At 63.3% G+C, this 21,752-nt stretch carries 18 protein-coding genes and 2 pseudogenes; 8 read left to right on the top strand and 12 right to left on the bottom strand.

Annotated features, from left to right (window positions below):
• Positions 1-199 precede the first annotated feature (199 nt).
• Positions 200-883 (top strand): annotated as a pseudogene (locus NP945_RS08710) (glutathione S-transferase family protein).
• Positions 884-1,003: 120 nt separating this feature from the next.
• On the opposite strand, the gene NP945_RS08705 reads toward NP945_RS08710, so the two are convergent.
• On the bottom strand, positions 1,004-1,213 hold the full coding sequence (locus NP945_RS08705; RefSeq protein WP_127330081.1) for a hypothetical protein: 210 nt from the start codon (positions 1,211-1,213) through the stop codon (positions 1,004-1,006).
• 136 nt (positions 1,214-1,349) lie between these two features.
• On the opposite strand from NP945_RS08705, the gene NP945_RS08700 reads away from it, so the two are divergent.
• Both NP945_RS08700 and NP945_RS08695 read left to right on the top strand, forming a co-directional pair.
• Complete coding sequence (locus tag NP945_RS08700) at positions 1,350-1,934, top strand: N-acetyltransferase (protein ID WP_206517178.1); 585 nt, start codon at positions 1,350-1,352, stop codon at positions 1,932-1,934.
• 373 nt (positions 1,935-2,307) lie between these two features.
• Positions 2,308-2,505, top strand: a pseudogene (locus NP945_RS08695) (DUF899 family protein); the annotation flags it as partial.
• Between the two features lie 421 nt (positions 2,506-2,926).
• Here NP945_RS08695 and NP945_RS08690 read toward each other — a convergent pair.
• From NP945_RS08690 to hisS, 5 genes are all read right to left on the bottom strand, one after another.
• Positions 2,927-4,030 carry a calcium:proton antiporter gene (locus tag NP945_RS08690; RefSeq protein WP_256746127.1) on the bottom strand — a complete coding sequence of 368 codons (1,104 nt, stop codon included), beginning with the start codon at positions 4,028-4,030 and terminating at the stop codon, positions 2,927-2,929.
• A gap of 69 nt (positions 4,031-4,099) precedes the next feature.
• Positions 4,100-5,872, bottom strand: coding sequence for an AMP-binding protein (locus tag NP945_RS08685; protein WP_256746126.1), 1,773 nt, complete (start codon positions 5,870-5,872; stop codon positions 4,100-4,102).
• Between the two features lie 432 nt (positions 5,873-6,304).
• Entirely contained in the window at positions 6,305-7,003 is a 699-nt protein-coding gene (gene hisG, locus NP945_RS08680; RefSeq protein ID WP_256746125.1) for an ATP phosphoribosyltransferase, read from the bottom strand.
• Complete coding sequence (locus NP945_RS08675; protein ID WP_256746124.1) at positions 7,000-8,121, bottom strand: ATP phosphoribosyltransferase regulatory subunit; 1,122 nt, start codon at positions 8,119-8,121, stop codon at positions 7,000-7,002. Before NP945_RS08675 ends, hisG begins: the two co-directional genes overlap by 4 nt.
• Before the next feature lie 178 nt (positions 8,122-8,299).
• Positions 8,300-9,805, bottom strand: a complete 1,506-nt coding sequence (hisS, locus tag NP945_RS08670) for a histidine--tRNA ligase (RefSeq protein WP_256746123.1) — start codon at positions 9,803-9,805, stop codon at positions 8,300-8,302.
• 248 nt (positions 9,806-10,053) lie between these two features.
• Between hisS and NP945_RS08665 the strand changes: the two genes are divergently transcribed.
• Entirely contained in the window at positions 10,054-10,305 is a 252-nt protein-coding gene (locus NP945_RS08665) for a hypothetical protein (RefSeq protein WP_256746122.1), read from the top strand.
• Positions 10,306-10,307: 2 nt separating this feature from the next.
• On the opposite strand, the gene NP945_RS08660 is transcribed toward NP945_RS08665, so the two are convergent.
• Entirely contained in the window at positions 10,308-10,946 is a 639-nt protein-coding gene (locus NP945_RS08660) for a DNA-3-methyladenine glycosylase I (RefSeq protein WP_256746121.1), read from the bottom strand.
• A 215-nt stretch (positions 10,947-11,161) separates the two neighbouring features.
• Here NP945_RS08660 and NP945_RS08655 point away from each other — a divergent pair, with 215 nt between their 5' ends.
• The gene (locus NP945_RS08655) at positions 11,162-11,896 is read left to right on the top strand and encodes a L,D-transpeptidase (RefSeq protein ID WP_256746120.1); all 735 of its coding nucleotides are present in this window, start codon (positions 11,162-11,164) and stop codon (positions 11,894-11,896) included.
• A gap of 260 nt (positions 11,897-12,156) precedes the next feature.
• Complete coding sequence (locus NP945_RS08650) at positions 12,157-13,077, top strand: bifunctional 5,10-methylenetetrahydrofolate dehydrogenase/5,10-methenyltetrahydrofolate cyclohydrolase (RefSeq protein ID WP_256746119.1); 921 nt, start codon at positions 12,157-12,159, stop codon at positions 13,075-13,077.
• 16 nt (positions 13,078-13,093) lie between these two features.
• Here the strand turns inward: NP945_RS08650 and glcF are convergent, their stop codons facing one another.
• From glcF to NP945_RS08625, 5 genes are all read right to left on the bottom strand, one after another.
• Entirely contained in the window at positions 13,094-14,419 is a 1,326-nt protein-coding gene (gene glcF, locus NP945_RS08645; RefSeq protein ID WP_256746118.1) for a glycolate oxidase subunit GlcF, read from the bottom strand.
• Positions 14,420-14,429: 10 nt separating this feature from the next.
• On the bottom strand, positions 14,430-15,635 hold the full coding sequence (gene glcE, locus NP945_RS08640; protein WP_256746117.1) for a glycolate oxidase subunit GlcE: 1,206 nt from the start codon (positions 15,633-15,635) through the stop codon (positions 14,430-14,432).
• Positions 15,632-16,228 (bottom strand): ASCH domain-containing protein, encoded by a 597-nt coding sequence (locus NP945_RS08635; protein WP_256746116.1) that lies wholly within the window; start codon positions 16,226-16,228, stop codon positions 15,632-15,634. Before NP945_RS08635 ends, glcE begins: the two co-directional genes overlap by 4 nt.
• A gap of 294 nt (positions 16,229-16,522) precedes the next feature.
• Positions 16,523-18,019, bottom strand: coding sequence for an FAD-linked oxidase C-terminal domain-containing protein (locus NP945_RS08630; protein WP_256746115.1), 1,497 nt, complete (start codon positions 18,017-18,019; stop codon positions 16,523-16,525).
• Between the two features lie 238 nt (positions 18,020-18,257).
• The gene (locus NP945_RS08625; protein WP_256746114.1) at positions 18,258-19,580 is read right to left on the bottom strand and encodes a DUF3422 family protein; all 1,323 of its coding nucleotides are present in this window, start codon (positions 19,578-19,580) and stop codon (positions 18,258-18,260) included.
• 202 nt (positions 19,581-19,782) lie between these two features.
• On the opposite strand from NP945_RS08625, the gene NP945_RS08620 reads away from it, so the two are divergent.
• A complete protein-coding gene (locus NP945_RS08620) occupies positions 19,783-20,586 on the top strand; it encodes a FadR/GntR family transcriptional regulator (RefSeq protein ID WP_256746156.1) in 804 nt (267 codons plus the stop codon).
• 19 nt (positions 20,587-20,605) lie between these two features.
• Complete coding sequence (locus NP945_RS08615; protein WP_127382526.1) at positions 20,606-21,742, top strand: alpha-hydroxy acid oxidase; 1,137 nt, start codon at positions 20,606-20,608, stop codon at positions 21,740-21,742.
• Positions 21,743-21,752 lie beyond the last annotated feature (10 nt).

The following is a 21,752-nucleotide window of genomic DNA, read 5'->3' as shown; positions in this document are numbered from 1 at the left end:
TCGATCGCGTTCATGGGTTTGGGACTTGTTAAAATCCAAACCCGTCCGATCGCCCGACCTGCCATGAACGGGCTCGATGCCACCAATCCGCAAGATCGATTGGCGTGTTGGCGGGCAGGCCAGCATGTTTCAGGCGCTCAACATCAGCAGACGCCGATCGGGCGGACTGGGTGGATGTTCAACGATGGAACAGAAAAAGATGCTCAATCTGTATTTTCACGCCACGCCGAATTCGATGAAGGTGGCGGTGCTGCTGCAAGAGCTGGAATTGCCCTTCGACGTCTCGCCGGTCGATATCTTCAAAGGCGAGCAGCACACGCCGGAATTCAGGGAGATCAATCCAAATGGCAAGGTGCCGGCGATGGTTGACGGGGAGGTGACGATATTCGACTCCCACGCCATCCTCCTCTACCTCGCCGAGAAGCACTGAAAATTCATTCCGGGCGAACTGAAGGCCAAGGCTTTGATGCTGTCATGGCTTCAGTTCGTGGCAACGGGCCTATCGCCGTTTTCCGGCCAGGCAATCCACTTTCTGCATTACGCGCCGGAAGATATCGCCTATGCGAAAAATCGTTACGTGAAGGAGCTCGAGCGCCACTACGCGGTTCTGGACCGTCGGCTTGGAAAGGCCCGCTATCTGGCCGGCGACGAGTACACGATCGCCGACATGGCGCTTTGGGGCTGGGCCGCCTCCGCCGGATATGCATTCGGCGAGAAGGGTCTTGGCGACTATCCCAATGTCGTGCGCTTCATGGACGAGGCGGCCAAGCGCCCTGCGGTCCAGCGAGCCCTGGACATGAAGGCAAGGCATACCTTCAAGGCTGATCTCGATGCGGAATCACGTCGCGCCATGTTCCCGCAAAACGAGGCAGATGCCGTATGACCCGTGCCACCGGCAGTTTCTGCTGCCGGTGGATTCGAGCACCGCTGGCGGCCGGGTTCAGTGCGATGCTCGGATGCCCAACCAATGCAGTGCAATGTCAGCCTGGACGACCCAGCGCTATTAGACGCCAATCGAGTTCACGGCTCGACGTCGGCTCAGCTGCAGCGCGAGGCCAGCCCTCAAGCCTTCTTCTGCGTCACCAGCCCCAGTTCCTCGACCATCGCCTCGCATCAAAAGCTTCTGCGGCTTGCTGACCGTCATCGGCAATTCGGTGCGGAAGCGGATGTGGCGCTGGATCTTGTAGTGGGCGATCTGGCCGGGCTTGAGCACGATCCGGGCAGCTTCAGCTTTTCCAGAACCGCTGAGCCGACAGCAACCGGTATCGCTCCCACTCCATCCGGGTTACGATGCGTTGCTGAGAACGGGCGCGGGCGCCTCGTCGAACCACCTACGTCAGGAGGGCAGCGTGAAGTCGCCGACAGTGAGAGTTATGGACGCAGCCGATGAAGATTCAGCGGTCGAGATAATCGTGCTGGCGTTTGCAGCGGACCCTATGGCGCGGTGGACCTGGCCGCATGCACACCCGTACCTTGCAGCCATGCCGCGAATGGCGCGTGCGTTCGGGCGCAGGGCATTCTCTAACGGAAGCGCCTTTTGCACCGACGGCTACGCCGGGACGGCGCTGTGGCTGCCGCCCGGCGTGCATTCCGACGAGGAAGAGCTTGGCGCCGTGATCGAGAGCACGGTTGAATCCTCTCTCGCCCCTGAAACCGCGGCCATATTCGAGCAGATGGCCACGTACCACCCGACCGAACCGCATTGGTACTTGCCCCTGATCGGCGTCGACCCGGCGCATCAAGGCGAAGGTCACGGCGATGCCTTGATGGCGTACGCACTCGCGCAGTGCGACCGCGATCACGCGCCGGCCTATTTGGAATCCTCGAACCCGCGTAACATATCATTCTACCAGCGGCACGGCTTCGAATCGCTCGGCGCGATCCAGGTCGGTTCGTCGCCGACGCTCATCCCGATGCTGCGGCGACCTCGTTGAGCGTCAGTTTGATCAGATAGTTTGACCCTTGGGACGTTCAGGGCGTCCACGGAGCTGTCGAGCACACCCGTCGAAGCCGCGCACCTGGCCCTTCTCGCCGGTGGGAAAGCGGATCGCGGGCACCTCTTGGCAACTGTGCCAACTTCGCGGGATGATAGGGCCGCTGCCCGCCTATAGATCAGCTTATGACAGCTATCTCGCTTGCCGCGCGGTGAACCGCCATTCTGCAGACGGCCCCCATTGAAATCACGTCACACTTGTAACTCCCATCTGGCCTCCGTCCGAAATAGCGTTTCCGGATCGCAACCGTTGGAAACGCCGAATTCGACCGAGGACCGGAAATGACGATGTTTGCAGCAACGGGGAACGCCCATGGCGGGAGACCGGCGAGGAATGGCCCGGCGTCAGCGCCTTCTTCAAGCACGCGGGCGAGGTCTTTCGCACCTACTCCACCTACGGGCGCGGGGTTGAGGTGATGATGGGCACCTACGCCATGCTCGACTTCATGCCGAAAGGCCGCAACGAGAAGGAGGGAATGGACTGGGTACGTCGCCACGATCGATACGAGTAGCCACTCCGGGAAGCCGTGGAATGACGCTCGGATGACAAATGAGCCTTTCTGCGTCACGGCTCACGGCCGGCAGCTTTGTGCGGAAGCCGCCCAAAGCCGCCAGTCCGCTCTCGGCCCGATTGAGACGTCATTACCTCGTCGCCGTCGTCGACAGTTGGCTCAAAGCAACCCAGCCGCACCGCGAAGCCAGCCCTCAAGCCGTCTTCTGCGCCACCAGCCCCAGTTGCTCCACCATCGCCTCGCGCATCAGGAACTTCTGTGGCTTGCCGGTCACCGTCATCGGCAATTCGGTGCGGAAGCGGAAACGCCATCTCAGGCAACGGGCTGCAGTTCGCTGTCGGCTTCCAGACTGAAGAACCCAAGCAGTCCGTTGACGACCAGTCTCGCCACTGTATCTAATTGCCAGCCTGGGTCAAAGTTTTCATGGTACAAATATAAGAAATATATATGTAAGAAATACCACGATGTGGACCGCGCCCGTCAAGAATGTTGTTCTTTCAGTGCTAAAACTCACGTTGCATATGAACAGCGCTAAAATCAAAAGCACTGTATCAGTCGCTGGAAGCCCCAGGGTTAACCCTCTTCCCGTCAGCAGGCTGGCGGCCGCGACCGCCGGTATTGTCAAACCGATTGTGGCGCAAGCGGAACCCATCGCGACGTTCAAACCGCGTTGCAGCTCATTGTTGAGTGAAGCGCGAACCGCCGAAATGGCCTCCGGCATCAAAACCAGCCCGGCGATCAATGCCCCCACAATGCTGTCAGCCTGTGTCACCTGATAGGCAACGAGCGTATTTTCAACAGTTGCGGCGACCTGCTCGGCGAGCATGACAATGCCAATCAGCCCGATCAAAAGCAGCAATGCGCCAGCAAAGACGCTTTCGTGAGGGGCAGTCCGCAGCGAAACGCCGTGGGCCTGCCCTTCGACAAAGTCTTCTCGGTGGCGGACAGTCTGCGCGAACACAAAACTTGCATAAAGCAGCACCGAAAGCACGCTCACAAAGCCAAGTTGAGCTGCCGAAAATGTGCCCGGCCCCGTAGCTTGTGTGTAGGTTGGCAGAATAAGCGTCATGATGGTCAGCGCGATCAGAACCGCGAGATATGCGCTGGTCCCTTGTCGAACAATTGCCTGCTTGCGATGACGCCAGCCGCCAAGCGCAAGACACGTGCCGACGACGCCGGTAGATGCAATCATCACTGTTGAAAAGACAGACTCACGTGCAAGCGTAGGGTTGTTCTCTCCATGCAGCATCATGGAAACGATGATCGACACCTCGATTGCCGTCACGGCAAAAGTCAGCACCAATGTGCCGTAGGGCTCTCCTACACGCCGAGCCACCGCCTCGGCGTGGTCGAGCACCACGAAAATGGTGGTGAACATAATCGCACTCGAAAGCGCTCCGACGAGTATCCTGGCGCTCAGCGAACCTTCGTCCGCCGACAGCCCGCCGGCTCTGACGGCGACAGCCATCACCAAGGCGGCCAGCGGCATCGCATACGAAGTCACCGAACGTCCGAAACCGCTCATGCAAGCCCCTGACCGCTGCTGCGAACCGTGGCTGCATTCGCGCACCGACAGATCGAAGCGTTCACCCGTTCACGCCGTCTTCTGCGCCACCAGCCCCAGTTCCTCCACCATCGCCTCGCGCATCAAGAACTTCTGCGGCTTGCCGGTCACCGTCATCGGCAATTCGGTGCGGAAGCGTATGTGGCGCGGGATCTTGTAATGGGCGATCTGGCCGGCGCAGAAGTTCTTGACCTCCTGCTCGGTGGCAATCTGGCCGGGCTTGAGCACGATCCAGGCGCACAGCTCCTCGCCATATTTGGCGTCGGGAATGCCGAACACCTGCACCTCCTTGACCTTTGGATGACGATAGAGGAATTCCTCGACCTCCCTGGGATAGACGTTCTCGCCACCGCGGATGACCATGTCCTTGACCCGGCCGACGATGTTGCAATAGCCCTCGGCGTCGATGGTCGCGAGGTCGCCGGTGTGCATCCAGCCGTCGCTGTCGATCGCCTCGCGGGTCTTGTCGTGGTCGTCCCAGTAACCCTGCATCACCGAATAACCGCGCGTGCAAAGCTCGCCCGGTACGTCGACCGCAACGGTAGCGCCGTCGGCATCGACCGCCTTGACCTCGACATGGGGGTGGATGCGCCCGACGGTCGAGACGCGCTTTTCCAAGGGGTCGTCGACGCCGCTCTGGAACGACACCGGGCTGGTCTCGGTCATGCCGTAGGCGATGGTCACCTGTTCCATGTGCATCAGCGACACCACCTTCTTCATCACCTCGATCGGGCATGGCGAGCCGGCCATGATGCCGGTGCGCAGGCTGGAGAGATCGAAGGCGGAAAAATCCGGATGATCGAGCAGTGCGACGAACATGGTCGGCACGCCGTAGAGCCCGGTGCAGCGTTCTTGAGCCACCGCCTTCAGCGTGGCGCCGGCGTCGAACCCTTCTCCCGGGAAAACCATGGTGGCGCCTTTCGAGACGCAACCCATCGTGCCCATCGACATGCCGAAGCAGTGGTAGAGCGGCACCGGGATGCACAGCCGGTCGTCGACGGTCAGCTTGATCGCCGAAGTGACGAAATTGCCGTTGTTGACGATGTTGCCGTGGGTCAGCGTCGCGCCCTTGGGGGCTCCCGTGGTGCCTGAGGTGAACTGGATGTTGATGGCCTCGCGCGGCTTCAGCTTCTCCGAAATGCGGTCGAGGCTGTCATGCTCGTCACGCCCGGCCATGGCCAGCACATCACCGAAATTGAACATGCCGGGCGAATTCTCCTCGCCCATGCGGATGACGATCTTCAGCGCCGGCAGTTTCTGCGCCTTGAGCTTGCCGGGCGTAGCCTTGGCGATCTCGGGTGCCAGCGTCTCGATCATGCCGAGATAGTCCGACGTCTTGAACTTGGCAGCGGTGACCAGCGCCTTGCAGCCGACCTTGTTCAGCGCATAGTCGAGTTCGGTCAGCCGGTAGGCCGGGTTGATGTTGACCAGGATCAGGCCGATGCGGGCGGTGGCGAACTGCGTCACCAGCCATTCCCAGCGGTTGGGCGACCAGATGCCGACGCGATCGCCCTTTGCCAACCCCAGTGCCAGGAAGCCGGCAGCCAGCGCGTCAACCGTGTCCGAAAGCTCGCTCCAGGTGAAACGCTTGTCCTGGTCGACGAAAACGGCGGCGTCGAGCGTGCCGTATTTGCTGACGGTGTCGGAAAACAGCGCGGGGATGGTCTTGTCGAGCAGCGGCACGCTGCGTTCGCCAGAGACATGCGCCCTGTTGTCGACGGGTGCGACGAAGACACCGCCAGCACGCGCGCCGCGTCCGCGCAGATTGCTGGCATTCTTCAGCTCGTCGAGATTGACCGGCATCGCTCTCTCCTCCTGGGACTAAGCGCGTCGCGCTGAAACGGAATCATGCGACGCGCTTAGGTCCTGTTTTTATGCATGTCGTTCTCCCAAAACCGAGATCACTTTTGGGCGACATGCATTAGCCGAACCTATCAGCCTGCCGGGGTGGAGGAAATCCCGCCGATGGTCGAGGCAGGGCAGCGATCCGGTCGACGATGCTTCGTAGCTTCGCGTTGGCTGACGAGGCGTCAAAACGAAAAACCCGCCTGGGCGGCGGGTTGTTGGCGCAAATCAGCACCATGGACGAAAATGTAGCATAGCTGCCCTCACCGGTCAAGGAAATAATTCCTATCACCATGAAAACCTCGGCGCAAACGCTACCGACACCGCCGGGCCGCCGTCAGGGTTTTTTAGGCTGGGTTCGGGGTCCCTAAGGGGTAGTGGCCCCCGCCGCTATCCGGCCGCCGCCGCCATCTTCGCGGCAATGTCGCGCAAGAGCGTCTCGTCCGCTGCCGCCCGTGTCTTCTTCGACGCCACCAGACAGGCCTGCGAGCGCAGGACGAGGCCATCGCCCAGCACCTTGAGATGATTGGCGCGCAGCGTCGAGCCGGTGGTTGTGATGTCGACGATGACATCGGCCAGACCGGCCGCCGGCGCGCCTTCGGTAGCCCCCAGGCTCTCGACGATGCGATAAACCTGGATGCCGTGCTTCTGCGAGAAGAATTGCTGCGTCAGCCGCCAGTATTTGGTGGCGATGCGCAGCCGCCGGCCATGGCGCTGGCGAAAATCGGCGGCGACGTCGTCGAGATCGGCCATGGTGTCGACGTCGAGCCAGATGTCCGGCACAGCCACCACGACATCGGCATTGCCGAAGCCGAGACGGGCGACGATTTCGGCGCGGGTCTCCCAGTCGGCGAGGTTTTCACGCACCAAATCCTCGCCGGTGATGCCGAGATCGACGGCGCCCTGGCCGATCTCGCCTGATATCTCGGAAGCCGATAGAAACACCACTTCGACATCGTCCAGGCCCTCGACACGGGCGTGGTATTTGCGCTCGTCACCGGGCAGGCTGACGGCGAGGCCGGCTTTGGCCAGCACGTCCAGCGCCTGTTCTTTCAGGCGCCCTTTGGACGGGATCGCCAGCGTGATCATGGCGCCGTCTCCCGCAATGCCTCGATGCGGTCGAGCCAGACGGAAAAGCCGACGCCGGGGATAGGCGTCTTCGCGCCAAGCAGGGTCAGCAGCCGGTCATAGCGGCCGCCGCCGACCAGCGGCCGGTCGCCATTGTCGGCCGCGATTTCGAAAACCAGGCCGGTGTAGTAATCGAGCGGGCGGCCGAAGGCGGCGTCGTAGCGGATTTTATCGGCCGGCAAGCCGTGCGCCTCGATCGCCTTGGCGCGGGCAGCGAACTTTTCCAGCGCGACATCGAGCGACAGCCCGGCGCCGGTGGCGAAGGTCTCCAGTGCCTGGGCCGCGCCATCAAGCGGAACGTCGATCGCCAGAAAATCCTTCAGCGCGGAAAAGGCCTCGCTCGACAGCCGAACGCTGCGCAATTCGGCTTTCTCGATCAGCCGCCGGGCAATGTCTGTGGGCGAGCGCCCGCCGGACGCCGACAGGCCGGCCTCTTCCATGCCGCTGGCGATATGGGCGGAAAGACCGTCCAGATCACCGTCGAGGACGAGAGCGGCGACCGGACCTGAGAGCTGGCCGTTGCGCGGCGGGTTGGCGAGATCGGCGAGTGCCGCCTCAAGCATCGGCGCCGAGCCGAACGCACGGGCAAGGCGCATGCGCCAGCCGCGCGGCAGCCCGAGGGCAGCCAGCACCGCCTCGAAAATGGTCTGGTCGCCGAGCGTGATCGCCAGCGCTTGGCCAGGCAGCACCAGCGACAGCAGCGCATGCGCGTCGGCCACCGAGCGGGCATCGGCTCCAGCGGTATCGCGGTCACCGAGATCCTCGATGCCGGCCTGGAAGAACTCGTTGCCGCCTTCGCGGCGCTGGCGAAACACTTCGCCCAGATAGGAATAACGGCGCGGCGTGCCGGCCTGCGAGCTTATGTGATCGAGACAGACCGGAATGGTGAACTCCGGCCGCAGGCACAATGTCTGCCCGGTTTCGCTTTCGGTGAGGAAGATGCGGCGGCGCAGATCCTCGCCGGCCATGTCGAGGAAGGGGTCGGCCGGCTGCAATATGGCGACTTCGACCGCATGGGTGTTGCGGGTGGCGAAGAGGTTGGTGATGTCGGTGGAGATGGCGGGGGTGCGGGAGGTCATGGACAGGATGGGCGCGAGGCACCCCCCTCTGGCCTACCGGCCATCTCCCCCGCAAGGGGGGAGATCGGCAACTTAAGGCTCCGCACCGCTTCTTCAACGCTGGAAATTGGCGAAAGCCCACGCGACATCCAATCTCCCCCCTTGCGGGGGAGATGGCCGGCAGGCCAGAGGGGGGTGTTCAAGCGCCACCTTTCGCGCGATCAGCAGCCTGCGCCGCCAAAATCTTCTTCACCTCGGAGACCAGTTCGCCCTCCGCCACCGTCACCTGCGCCGGGCGCGCCGCGCGCCATTCGGCGTTGTCTGATATTTCGGCGGACATGCGCGCGCCTTCGATCAAATCCTTGATCTGCAACTCGCCCTTGGCGCGCTCGTCGCCGCCCTGGATGATGGCGACCGGGCAGCCGCGGCGGTCGGCATATTTGAGCTGCGCCTTCATGCCGGCGCCGCCGAGATACATTTCTGAACGGATGCCGGCGGCGCGCAGCTCCGCCACCATCTTCTGGTAGCGGCCGAGGCTGTCGGTGTCCTTGTCCATCACCAGCACGACGACCGGCGCGATCACGTCCGAGGCATCGAGCTTGCCGAGGTTCTTCAGCGCGGTCATCAACCTGGAGACGCCTATGGAAAAGCCGGTCGCCGGCACAGGTTCGCCGCGAAAGCGCGAGACGAGGCCATCATAGCGGCCGCCGCCACCGACCGAGCCGAAGCGCACGATCTGGCCGTCTTCGTTGGGGATTTCGGCCAGAAGCTCAGCTTCGAAGACAGGGCCGGTGTAGTATTCGAGGCCGCGCACGACCGAGCGGTCCATGGCGATACGGTCCTCGCCATATCCCGCCGCCCTGACCAGCGCTTCAATCGTGGCGAGTTCGCCGACGCCTTCCTGGTAGATGGCGTTCGAACTGACCATGGAATCCTGGCCGGCCTGTACAGTCCTCGCGGTCGCGAGAAGAACCGCCTCGGCTTGCCCGTTGTTCAGCCCGGCGCCCTTGGCGAAGTCGCCTTCGCCCTCCTTGCCGCCGTCCCAGCGGCCCGGGCCAAGCAAGAGCTTCACGCCTTCCGGCCCGAGCTTGTCCAGCTTGTCGATCGCGCGCAGCACCGTCAGCCGGCGGCCGCCATTCTCCTCACCACCTAGGCCGATCGCCTCCAGCACGCCGTCCAGCACCTTGCGGTTGTTGACGCGGATGACGTAGTCGCCGCGCTTGATGCCCAGCGCTTCCATGACGTCGGCCATCATCATCGCCATTTCGGCGTCGGCGGCCACGCCCGGCGTGCCGATCGTGTCGGCGTCGAACTGCATGAACTGGCGGAAGCGGCCGGGGCCTGGCTTCTCGTTGCGGAACACCCAGCCGGAGCGGTAGCTGCGGTAGGGCTTGGGCAGCCGCTCGTAATTCTCGGCGACGAAACGGGCCGTCGGCGCGGTCAGATCGTAGCGCAGCGACAGCCACTGGTCGTCGTCATCCTGGAAGGAGAACACGCCTTCGTTCGGCCGGTCCTGGTCGGGCAGGAATTTTCCCAGCGCGTCGGTGTATTCGATCAGCGGCTGGTCGGCCGGTTCGAAACCGTAAAGCTCATAGACCGAGCGGATCGTCGCCACCATCTTCTCGACGGCGCGGATGTCCTCGGCGCTGCGGTCGGCAAAACCGCGCGGCAGTCGCGCTTTCGTCTTTTCCGATTTATCGGCCATGGGGTGTTTGCTCGGCGTTTTATGATGCTTGCAGGTTAGCAATGTTGCGATTTTCGCAACGCGGGTGTCCTAACCGAAGAGGTCGTAGGCGGCAAGGGTCAGCCCTCTGGCGCTCCTGATGGGAGAAGGCGACGCCGAACCTCCTTGAAACCAATCCGGACCGCAAATGAAACAATCCCGCCATGCGTACGGCATCGTGCCGACACAATCGCGAGAGATAAAGCGCGGGAAATGAGGGGTTCGCGGCCATGACCAGCACAGCAAGGTACCACGCCATCGACAGCGATGCTGAATTGCCCGCACGCCTGCGCCCGGCCGACATCCACGCCCCGAAAATGGTCAGCCAGGCTGCCGGCCCGTTCGAAGTACCCGTCGACACCGGCAAGGGACCATCCATGCGCGACGCGTTGATGACTGGTCTGCTGGTGATCTATCCGACCGTGGCCACGGTGGTGGCGATCGTCGCCGGCCTGGTGCTGGCCAGCGCCAACGGCACCTGAGCCTATTTCGGCCGCCTGAAAGCCTTTCGCTGCTTCTCGACCTCTTTGCGGCAGACGCAGCCTTCGAGATGGTCGTTGACCAGGCCCATGGCCTGCATGAAGGCGTAGACCGTGGTCGGGCCGACAAAGCTCCAGCCGCGCTTCTTCAGCTCCTTTGAAATCCGCACCGAGACGGCCGTTGTCGGGTTGGCACGCAGATGGGCGAGGTCGACGATTTGCGGCCGCTCGTCCTTGCCGGGTTCGAACTTCCAGAACCAGGCGGCCAGTGAGCCGAATTCGTCGGCCATTTCACGGGCGCGCTTGGCGTTGTTGATGGTCGAGACAATCTTGCCGCGATGGCGGATGATGCCGGCATTGCCGAGCAGGCGCTCGACATCCTTGTCGGTGAAGGCGGCGACCTTGTCGAACTCGAAATTGGCGAAGGCTTCGCGAAAATTCTCCCGCTTGCGCAGGATGGTCAGCCACGACAGGCCCGACTGAAAGCCTTCCAGGCAGATCTTTTCGAACAGCCTGCGGTCGTCGGCCACAGGCCGGCCCCATTCATGATCGTGGTAGTGCAGATAGTCGGGCAGATTGCCGTGCCAGAAGCAGCGCGCGACACCATCGGGACCGGCGAGCAGGCCGGTTTTTTCCTTGTCCATAAGCCAAAATCCGTTCGTTAACGCGCTTTGCGCGGGCATTTACCGCGGCTTTACCAGATTCCTGAACCCGGCGGTAACCACAGCAAAAGGTTTACTGGCAAAGCCGCATTTTACGCATTCCGATTCATGTTTCGGTTGCTGCTTGCGCGCCAATGATCGCCGAACCGGGAGGACGTTTCCACCCGTTTTGTATCAGACGATCAAGGTGCGTTACGATGAAGACAGTGTTGTTTCCCGTGCTCGGCGCCGTGGCTGTGTTTGCCGCCGGCGTCACACCCTCAATCGCCGGCGACCGCTATGCCGACAGGCCGCCGGTGATGGTGAGCCCCGACCTTTCAGCACCCTGGGTGCTGCAGCTTGGCCAAGCGCCCGGCGTCGTACGCCAGAACCGGCAGGTGGTGCAGCAACGGCGCCTGCGCCTGGCGCAGCCCGACCGCGTGCAGACGGCGGCGGTGCAGCCGCCGGCCAAGCGCATGGTCGCGCGTCCTCAGATCAACCCGATCTACCTGCCGCAGGAAGTCGACTATGACGGAGGCCAAAAGCCGGGCACGATCGTCATCGACACCACCCAGAACTTCCTCTACCTCGTCGAGAAGAACGGCAAGGCAAGGCGCTATGGCGTCGGCACCGGCAAGCCCGGCTTCGAATGGTCGGGTACGCACAAGATCACCAACAAGCGCGAGTGGCCGGACTGGCGCCCGCCGGCGCAGATGATCAAACGCGAAGCCGCCAAGGGCCGCTACCTGCCGACCTATCTTGCCGGCGGCGCGGAGAACCCGCTTGGCGCCCGCGCGCTCTACCTCGGCACGACCGAATACCGCATCCACGGCACCAATCAGCCGTGGACGATCGGCGGCGCGGTGTCATCGGGCTGTATCCGCATGCGCAACGAGGATGTCGTCGACCTTTATGAGCGGGTCAATGTCGGAACCACGGTCGAGGTGATATAATAATCCTTGCGAATCACCTGGCCGGCAAAGCAGTCCGCTTTTCGAGGCCAGTTTAGGGATACGGGGGACGGGCCGTATGGGGATGCGGCCGGTCAGGAAGGGCAGCACGGGAAACCGCGCTGCCCTTTCCGTTTTTGAGCAGAAATCGAGGGCAAAGGTCACCCACGCGTCGCGCAACGGGCATAGCGGTTCGCTTTCATGCTGCCCTTTACCGCATTCTTTTGCTATCTCGGTGGCTAGTTCCACAAAAGAGTTCACCCATGCCCCTGTCCGAAGACAGCCGTTATCTCAAGGGCGGCCCGGTCGCCCAGCGCATCATCGCCGCCGTTGCCGAGGACGCAGCGATCGCCAAAGCCGAGGGTTTTCCGCCCAAGCTGATCTCGATCACCGTCGGCGACACCGATGCAGTGGATGTCTATGTGCGCAACCAGCGCGCCAAGGCTGAGCTCGCCGGCATCGATTTCGAGGAGCGGCGCTTTCCCGCCACCATCACGGCAGGCGAGTTGGAAGCTGCGATCCACGGCCTGAATGCCGATCCGCGTGTTACCGGCATCATCATCCAGCGGCCGGTGCCGGCCCACATCCCGATCCGGACACTGCAGGCGGCGGTGCATCCGCTGAAGGATGTCGAAGGCATGCATCCGGCCTCGATCGGCAATATCGTCTACAACCAGCTCGATCTCGCGCCTTGCACGGCGGCGGCCTCGGTCGAACTGCTCAAGGAAACCGGCCTCGACCTCAAGGGACTGGAAGTCGTCATCGTCGGCCATTCGGAAATCGTCGGCAAGCCGATCGCCTTCCTGTTGATGAGCGAAGGCGCGACGGTGACGGTCTGCCACCATATGACGCGGTCGGTCGCCGCCCATGCAAGGCGCGCCGACGCGCTGTTCGTCGCCGTCGGCAGGCCGCGGCTGATCAAGGCCGATATGGTCAAGCCGGGTGCGGCCGTTATCGACATCGGCATCAATTCCGAAATCGGCCCTGACGGCACCAGCCGCATCGTCGGCGACGTCGACACCGAAAGCGTGCGCGAGGTCGCCTCCTGGATCACCCCGGTGCCGGGCGGCGTCGGCCCGATCACGGTCGCCATCCTGCTGCGCAACACGATGGTGGCGCTCAGCCGCCAGCGCGCGCTTTATGAGGCGACCTACGGCACTGCGGACAGGCTTGCGGCGGAGTAGCGCTGGGGCTGGCGCCCTACTCCGCGGCGATCAGGCTCTCTTCCCGAACGCCTTCCGGCTTTGGTCCGCCATAGGCCCAGTCGAGCAGTTTTATCGTGTGCACCACCGGCAGCTTGGCGGCGGAAGCGATCTGGGTGATGCAGCCGATGTTGCCGGTGGCGACGATCGAAGCCCCCGTCGCCTCGATGTTTTTCACCTTGCGGTCGCGCAGTTTGGCCGAGATCTCGGGCTGCAGGATGTTGTAGGTGCCGGCGGAGCCGCAGCAGAGATGTCCTTCACGCGGCTCGCGCACGATGAAGCCGGCCTTGGCCAGCAGTTCCTTCGGCTGGCGGGTGATCTTCTGGCCGTGCTGCATCGAACAGGCCGAGTGATAGGCGACAACCGTGCCCGGCTTGCGCACCGGTTCAGGCAGATCGAAGGTCGAGAGATATTCGGTGATGTCCTTGGCCAGCGCCGAAACGCGCGCGGCCTTGTCGGCATAGGCCGGATCCAGCCGCAGCATGAAACCGTAGTCCTTGATCGTCGTGCCGCAGCCGGATGCAGTGATGACGATGGCATCGAGCCCGCCTTGTTCGATGGCGCGCGTCCAGGCATCGACGTTCTGCCTCGCAGAGGCAAGGGCGGCTTGCTCGCGCCCCATATGATGCACCAGCGCGCCGCAGCAGCCTTCGCCCGGTGGCACCACGACCTCGACGCCGAGCCGCGTCAGCAGCGAAATCGTCGTCTCGTTGATGGCGGGATCGAGCACCGATTGCGCACAACCGGTGAGGATGGCGACGCGGCCTTTTTTGGTCCCCTGCCCGGCATGGAGGCCTGGCGAGCCCATCGGCGAAGCTGCCGGAATCGAGACCGGCGCGAGCTTGAGCATCGCACTGAGCGGCTTCAGCGCCGGAACCTTGTCGAACAGGCCGATGAAGGGCTTGCCCAGCTTCGCCAGCTTGAGCGCGACGCGAAAGCGCGCGGGATAGGGCAGTACGAAAGCCAGCATGGCGCGGGTCAGGCGGTCGAGCAGCGGCCGCTGGTAGGTCTCCTGGATATGGGCGCGGGCATGGTCGACCAGATGCATGTAATTGACGCCCGACGGGCAGGTGGTCATGCAGGCGAGGCAGGACAGGCAGCGATCGATATGGGTGACGATCTCCTTGTCGGCGGGACGGCCGTTTTCCAGCATGTCCTTGATCAGGTAGATGCGCCCGCGCGGTGAATCGAGCTCGTTGCCGAGCGTCACATAGGTCGGGCATGTCGCGGTGCAGAAGCCGCAATGCACGCATTTGCGCAGGATCTTTTCCGATTCCGCGACATGCGGATCGGCAAGCTGGGCAAGCGAAAAATTGGTCTGCATCGCTAATGTCCTAGGCCATGCGGCCGGGATTGAGGATGTTCTTTGGGTCGAATTCCTGCTTCAGCCGCTGGCTGAGTGCTGCCAGCGCCGGCGGCTGCGGCTCGAACACCGGCAGAGCGGCGCGATGCGAAGGTGCGGCACGCACCAGCGTCGCATGGCCGCCGCCATGTTTCCTCAACAGCCCGCGCAGCAGGGCGGCTTCCGGATCGCCTTGTTCCATGCGCAGCCACACCAGCCCGCCCTGCCAGTCATAGTAGGCGCTGACGGCGGCCTGCATGCGCAGCGTCAGGACCATCTGGTGGCACTGTCCCGGCGTCATCGAGACACGCCAGACCGGTTTCTCGCTGTTGTCGGCGAAGGGCCTGCAATCGCGTACATCGCGCCAGATCAGCCGTGAAGCGTCACCGGCAATCTCCTGCAGCGGCCCAGCCTTGCCGAGCAGCGTTTTCAGCGCGGCGATGCGGTAGGCGACGGACGGGCCGAAGCCTTCGACACGCAGCAGCGTCGCGGCCTCACTGCCGAGACTGCCGCCGGCGACACGCGCGGCGATCCGCTCGGGCAGATGGGCGGCACTCGACACTTCAGCACTCGAGCCAAGCGCCAGGGCCATGGCGCTTGCTGCCGCATCGTCGAGCAGGCCACGAATGGCGAGCGTGACTTCAGCCTCGGCTGCCGGCAGCACCTTGAAGGTGACGTCGGTGAACACAGCCAGCGTGCCCCAGCTGTTGGCCATCAGCTTGGACATGTCATAGCCGGTGACGTTCTTGACCACGCGGCCGCCCGACTTGAAGGCTTCGCCACGACCGGACACCACATTGATGCCCAGGACATGATCGCGCGCCGCGCCCGCCTTGAGCCGGCGCGGACCGGAGAGGTTCGCGGCGAGCACGCCGCCGATGGTGCCCTTGCCCGGTTCGCCACCAAACAGCGGACCGTAATCCATCGGCTCGAAAGCGAGTTGCTGGCCGTCTTCCGCCAGCAGCTTTTCGATCTCGGCCAGCGGTGTGCCTGCCTTGGCCGACAGCACCAGTTCAGCCGGTTCATAGAGCGTGACGCCAGAGAGTTTCGACAGGTCGAGCGTGTGTTCGGTTTGCAGTGGCCGGCCGACGCCACGCTTGGAGCCGTGGCCGAGGATTTCCAGCGGCGAGCCTTCCGCCGCTGCCCAGGCGACGGTGGAGAGAACTTCGTCTGACGTGGTTGGGGTGAAAGTAGTCAAAGCCTGTGCTCCCGAAGCCTTTCGAGCACGGCTTCGCCCCGTGGCGACAGCCGATAACCGATCTGGAGACTCTCGGTGAGTCCGAGTTCCCCAAGCTTGCGGACATCCTGCTTGAACTTCAGCTTTTCGACACCGGCCTTGTCGGCAAGGACAGCAGCCGGCACTTCCGGATGGGCGCCGATCGCCTGCAGGATCGACGGGAAGTAGCCGGGTGCCGTTTTGTCCCAGCACGCAAAACGCTGGGTCAAGGCATGCCAGTCCTCATCGGAAAGCACGGCGTCGCCGCGCAGGCCAACGCGTTCGTCGGGCTCGATGCCTTTGAGCTCGATGCGATAGACCGGGGTACCGTCATCGGGGCCAAGCATCTCCTGAAGGGCTCCTCGGGACGGAAAGCCGGCTGCGGTCGCGTCTTTCTCCGTCAATTCGGAGCCGCTCGCGATCGAGATGTCCCCGATCCTAACCGCACCTGACGCCGTTCTGACCCACCCGCCGGCCTTGACGGTCGGCCGCTTCCAGCGCCGAAAAGCGAGCGTCACTTCATTGCGCGCGATCTTGTCCAGCAAGGATTGTTTGAACAGCAACTCAAACCTCACTCGGGCATGGGTTCCTCGCCCCCGCAAAGCGGGGGAGAGGTGGCTCGGGCAAAGCCCGAGACGGAGAGGGGGCGAATTCTATGCCAGACGCGAGTTCGGATATGCTGAGTTCCTTGGCGCCCCCCTCTGTCCTGCCGGACATCTCCCCCTCAAGGGGAGAGATCGGATGTCGCATATGGCTTCGCCAATCTCCAATGGTGACAAAAGGGCGAGGCGCGCGAGCTGCCAATCTCCCCCCTTGAGGGGGAGATGTCCGGCAGGACAGAGGGGGGTGTTCAAGCGCCGACATATCCCTCAAAACCTCGGAATGTCCGGAAACGGCAGCTTGCCGCCGGAAATGTGCATGCGGCCGAGTTCGGCGCATCGCCGCAGCTGCGGGAACACTTTTCCCGGGTTGAGCAGATGGTTGGGATCGAAGGCGCATTTGACGCGCATCTGCTGGTCGAGATCGATCTGCGTGAACATTTCCGGCATCAGGTCGCGTTTTTCCACGCCCACACCGTGTTCGCCGGTCAACACGCCGCCGACCTTGACGCAGAGCCGCAATATGTCGGCGCCGAAGCTTTCGGCCTTGTCGAGTTCGCCCGGTACGTTGGCATCGTAGAGGATCAGCGGATGCAGATTGCCGTCGCCGGCGTGAAAGACATTGGCGACGCCGAGACCGTATTTTTCCGACAGCTCGCGCATGCCGGCGAGCACGCGCGGCAGCTCCTTGCGCGGGATGGTGCCGTCCATGCAGTAGTAGTCGGGCGAGATGCGGCCGACGGCCGGAAACGCCGCCTTGCGGCCGGCCCAGAAGCTCAGCCGTTCATGTTCGGACTGCGAAATGCGGCAGGTGGTCGAGCCGTTCTTGTAGGCGATGGCCTCGACAAGGCCGATCAGATGATCGACCTCGACGCCCGGCCCGTCGAGCTCGACGATCAGCAGCGCTTCGACATCCAGGGGATAGCCGGCATGGACGAAATCCTCGGCGGCGTGGATCGCCGGCCGGTCCATCATCTCCATGCCGCCCGGAATGATGCCGGCGCCGATGATGTCGGCGACGCACTGGCCGCCCTGCTCACTGGTCGGGAAGCCGATCAGCAGTGCGCGAGCCGTCTCCGGTTTCTTCAGGATGCGCACGGTGACCTCGGTGACGACGCCAAGCAGCCCTTCCGAACCCGTCATGACGCCGAGCAAGTCATAACCTTCCGCATCGAGGTGACTGCCGCCGAGCCGTACCACTTCGCCATTCATCAGCACCATCTCGATGCCGAGCACATTGTTGGCGGTGAGGCCATATTTCAGGCAGTGCACGCCGCCGGAATTTTCGGCGACATTGCCGCCGATCGAGCAGGCGATCTGGGAGGATGGATCGGGGGCGTAGTAAAAGCCCTGCTGCTCGACGGCGGTGGTGATGCCGAGATTGGTGACGCCCGGCTGGGCAACGACAACGCGATTGGGGAAATCGATCTCGAGGATACGGTTGAAGCGGCTCATCACCAAAAGCACGGCGTCCTCGAGCGGCAGCGCGCCGCCCGATAGCGAGGTGCCGGAGCCGCGCGGCACGACGCGGATGTTGCGATCGTTGCAGTATTTCAGCACGCGCGACACCTGCGCCACGGTTTGCGGCAGAACAACAACCAGCGGCAGCTGCCGATAGGCGGTCAGGCCGTCGCTCTCGAAGGCGCGCATGGAATTGGCGGCGTCGACGACGCCCTCACCCGGCACGATGATGCGCATGTCGGCGACGATCTCGTCGCGCCGGCGCATCGTGGCGTCGTCTGGTTTCGGCATGGCCAGGCCGGACATCAGCAGCCTCATTTCGCTTGACTGGTCAAAATCTTTTACCAGTGAAGCGCGTTGGGTGCAAATCCTGCGGTGGTTGGGAATCCGGCATCAAGGCTGGGGCAAGCTTCCGCAGCGGCAATCTGCCGCTGTCTCACCCTCCCCCGCGCGGCGCTCTACGAGGACCCCCACCCCGTCTCACGATCTTCGCTTCGCTGCGATCATGAGCCGACCCTCCCCACAAGGGGGAGGGTGAGCAGATCTATTCGCCGGGCGGCTTGCCGGGCTCGGAGTGCATCCGGCGCACGCGGCGTACGCCCCACCAGACCAGCAGGATGGCGACAGGCACCGAAGCCGCGGTAGTGATCTCCGGTGCGAAGGCATGGCCGAAGATCGAGGCACCCTTGGCGACATAGCCGACAAGGCCGACCACATAATAGGAGACGGCGGCGACCGAGAGCCCCTCGACGGTCTGCTGCAGGCGCAGTTGCAGGCGGGCGCGATTGTTCATCGAGGCAAGCAGGTCGCGGTTCTGTTTCTCGACCTCGACATCAACCCAGGTGCGCAGCAGCGTCGTGGCGCGGGTCAGTTTTCGCGACAGATTTTCCTGCCGCTCCTCGACCGAGCGGCAGGTGCGCATTGCGGGCGCCACCCGGCGCTGCAGGAACCCGCGCCATGTGTCATAGCCGGGCACAGCCTCTTCCTCGAGCGCCTCCAGCCGTTCGCCGACGATGCCGTCATAGGCACGGCTGGCGCCGAAACGGTAAAGGCTCGACGCCGCGTCCGCCTCCAACTCCGCCGCAAGTTCGGTCAGATCGGCCAGCAAGGTCTGGCTGTCGCGAGTCCCGGCGACCTTCATCTCAAGCGTGGTCTGCGCCAGCCGGTCTTCGATGCGGCGGGCACGGCCGGACAAGGTCAACGCCAGCGGCAGGCCGAGCATGGCCAGCGTCCGATAGGTTTCGATGTCGATAAGCCGCTGCGACAACGCGCCGGTACGCGCCGAGGTCAAGCCGCGATCGAGCAGCAGCATGCGCGTCAGGCCATCGCCATCCTGGCGAAAATCGGTGACGATGGCGGCGTTTCCGCGCTCGACCAGCGAGTAGCACAGGCTGGTCGGATCGAAACCGGCTATCAGCTGCTCGCTCGCTTGCGTCCATTTGCGGATTTCGAGCCTGATGCCGGAGATGCAGGTTCCCGGCGGCGAAAACCCGTTGCCGAAGGGGGAGTCCTCCTGCGCCCTGCCGCTCTCGGAAAGCGGCCCTTCCCACAAATAGGTCGAGAATTCGGTGTGCCGCTCCCAGCGCAGCGAGCCCTTGCCCCATTTCATGGCATGATGGCGGGCCTGGCGGTCGGGCGCGGCGACGCCGAGGCGCCGCGACAGTTCGGAAAGCACCGCGTGGTCGACGCCCGAGCCCCCCTCGGTCATGAAGGCGAGTTGCATCAGGACGCGTGGCTTTTCGATCAACGGGTGCGGCCGGGCATGAACCTCGCCGAGTGCGCCAGGCCGGCCCTCATGCGCAGGAAAGCCCATGACGCTGCCCTTGGCGCGCGGCTGGAATTCGAGATCGGACGGGTCGTCTGACACGGCTTGTTCCCTGGGTTTCCTTGAACCCTCTTGCACGCGCGTCCCTCTAGTGCCAATGGCCTGATGACGCAAACAGCAAGTTAGCCGAAGATGATGGCATCGGGCGGGAAATCGGCCCGCTTTTGTCAATTGGATAAATAATTTGACCAGTTGGCGAGGCAAGCTCTATTCTACGACACCGGTTCACCTTCCAGGCATTCTGTTGCGCGACATTTTTTCCAGGATCGAGCATTCGCGCACCGCCGACGAGGTGGTGCAGCAAATCGAGAGCCTCATCCTCGAAGGCGTGCTGCGCACCGGCGACCGGCTGCCGGGCGAGCGCGAGCTTGCACGCCAGTTCGACGTATCCCGGCCGATCCTGCGTGATGCGCTGAAGTCACTGGAAGGACGCGGCCTTTTGACGACAAGGCCCGGCGGCGGCACGCATGTCGCCGATGTCATCGGCCAGCTCTTCACCAAACCGGTGACAGACCTGATCTCGATGCACCGCAAGGCAGTGACCGATTATCTGGAATATCGCCGCGAGATCGAAGGGGTCGCGGCTGAATACGCGGCACGGCGCGCCACTGCGGACGACATGGCGCTGCTCGACAAGATCATGGCACGTATGGACGATGCGCACCGGACCGGCGACTTCGACGACGAGGCCGAGATCGATGTCGAGTTCCACCACGCGATCTGCGAATGCGCGCACAACATCATCCTTTTGCACACGTTGCGTTCCTGTTACCGGCTGTTGTCGGAGGGCGTGTTCCAGAACCGGCTGCTGGTGTTCAGCGTGCCCGGCGCGCGCGACGCCCTGCTCGCGCAGCACCGCGCGATCCATGCGGCGGTGAAGGCCGGCGATCCGGATGCTGCCCGGCAAGCGGCGATGGACCACATCACCTATGTCGAACGGTCGATGGCGGAAGCCGAGCGCAGCGGCGACTGGCAGCGCGTTTCGCGACTGAGGCTGAAGCAGCGGGTCGAAGCCACCGATACCGAACCTGCACGCAAACGCTCCTAGCTATCGAAACGGGAAGCCCATGAGCCAGATCCTGACCATCGCCGACCTCAAGGACCTCGCCCGCCGGCGCGTGCCGAAGATGTTCTTCGACTATGCCGATTCCGGTTCGTGGACCGAAAGCACGTATCGGGCCAACGAAGAGGATTTCCAGAAGATCAAGTTCCGCCAGCGCGTGCTCGTCGATATGGACAACCGTTCGCTGGCATCGACGATGATCGGCGAAAAAGTGTCGATGCCGGTGGCATTGGCGCCAACCGGCATGACCGGCATGCAGCACGCCAATGGCGAGATGCTGGCGGCTCAGGCGGCGGAGGAATTCGGCGTGCCGTTCACCTTGTCGACGATGAGCATCTGCTCCATCGAGGATGTCGCCTCGGTAACCACGAAGCCGTTCTGGTTTCAGCTCTATGTGCTGCGTGACAAGGAGTTCGTGCTCAACCTGATCGACAGGGCAAAGGCGGCGAAATGCTCGGCGCTCGTGCTGACGCTCGACCTGCAGATTCTCGGTCAGCGCCACAAGGACATCCGCAACGGGCTTTCGGCGCCACCCAAGCTGACGCTGACGAACATCATCGACATGGCCATCCGCCCGCACTGGTGCGCCGCCATGGCCGGCACGAAGCGGCGGACCTTCCGCAACATTGTCGGCCACGCCAAGGGTGTCGGCAACATGGCCTCGCTGGCATCGTGGACGACGGAGCAGTTCGACCCGCATCTGTCGTGGAAGGACGTCGCCTGGATCAAGGAGCGCTGGGGCGGCAAGCTGATCCTCAAGGGCATTCTCGACAAGGAGGACGCGCTGATGGCGGCCAAGACCGGCGCCGACGCGATCATCGTTTCCAACCATGGCGGGCGCCAGCTCGATGGTGCGTCGTCGTCGATCGGCGTTCTGGAAGAGATTGCCGACGCGGTCGGTGACACGATCGAAGTGCATATGGATGGCGGCATCCGCTCCGGCCAGGATGTCCTGAAGGCGCTTTGCCTAGGTGCCAAGGGAACCTATATCGGCCGGCCATTTCTTTACGGCCTGGGGGCGCTTGGCAAGGAAGGGGTTACCAAGGCGTTGGAAATCATCCGCAAGGAGATGGACATCACGCTGGCGCTGTGCGGAAAGCGTCTTGTCACCGACATGGGCAAGGACCAGCTCCGGCGCTAAGCCCGTGACC

The sequence above is a fragment of the Mesorhizobium sp. LMG17149 genome (genome assembly GCF_024518695.1).
In the GTDB taxonomy this organism is placed as follows: domain Bacteria; phylum Pseudomonadota; class Alphaproteobacteria; order Rhizobiales; family Rhizobiaceae; genus Mesorhizobium.
This window is presented reverse-complemented; position numbering and strand designations above follow the sequence as displayed.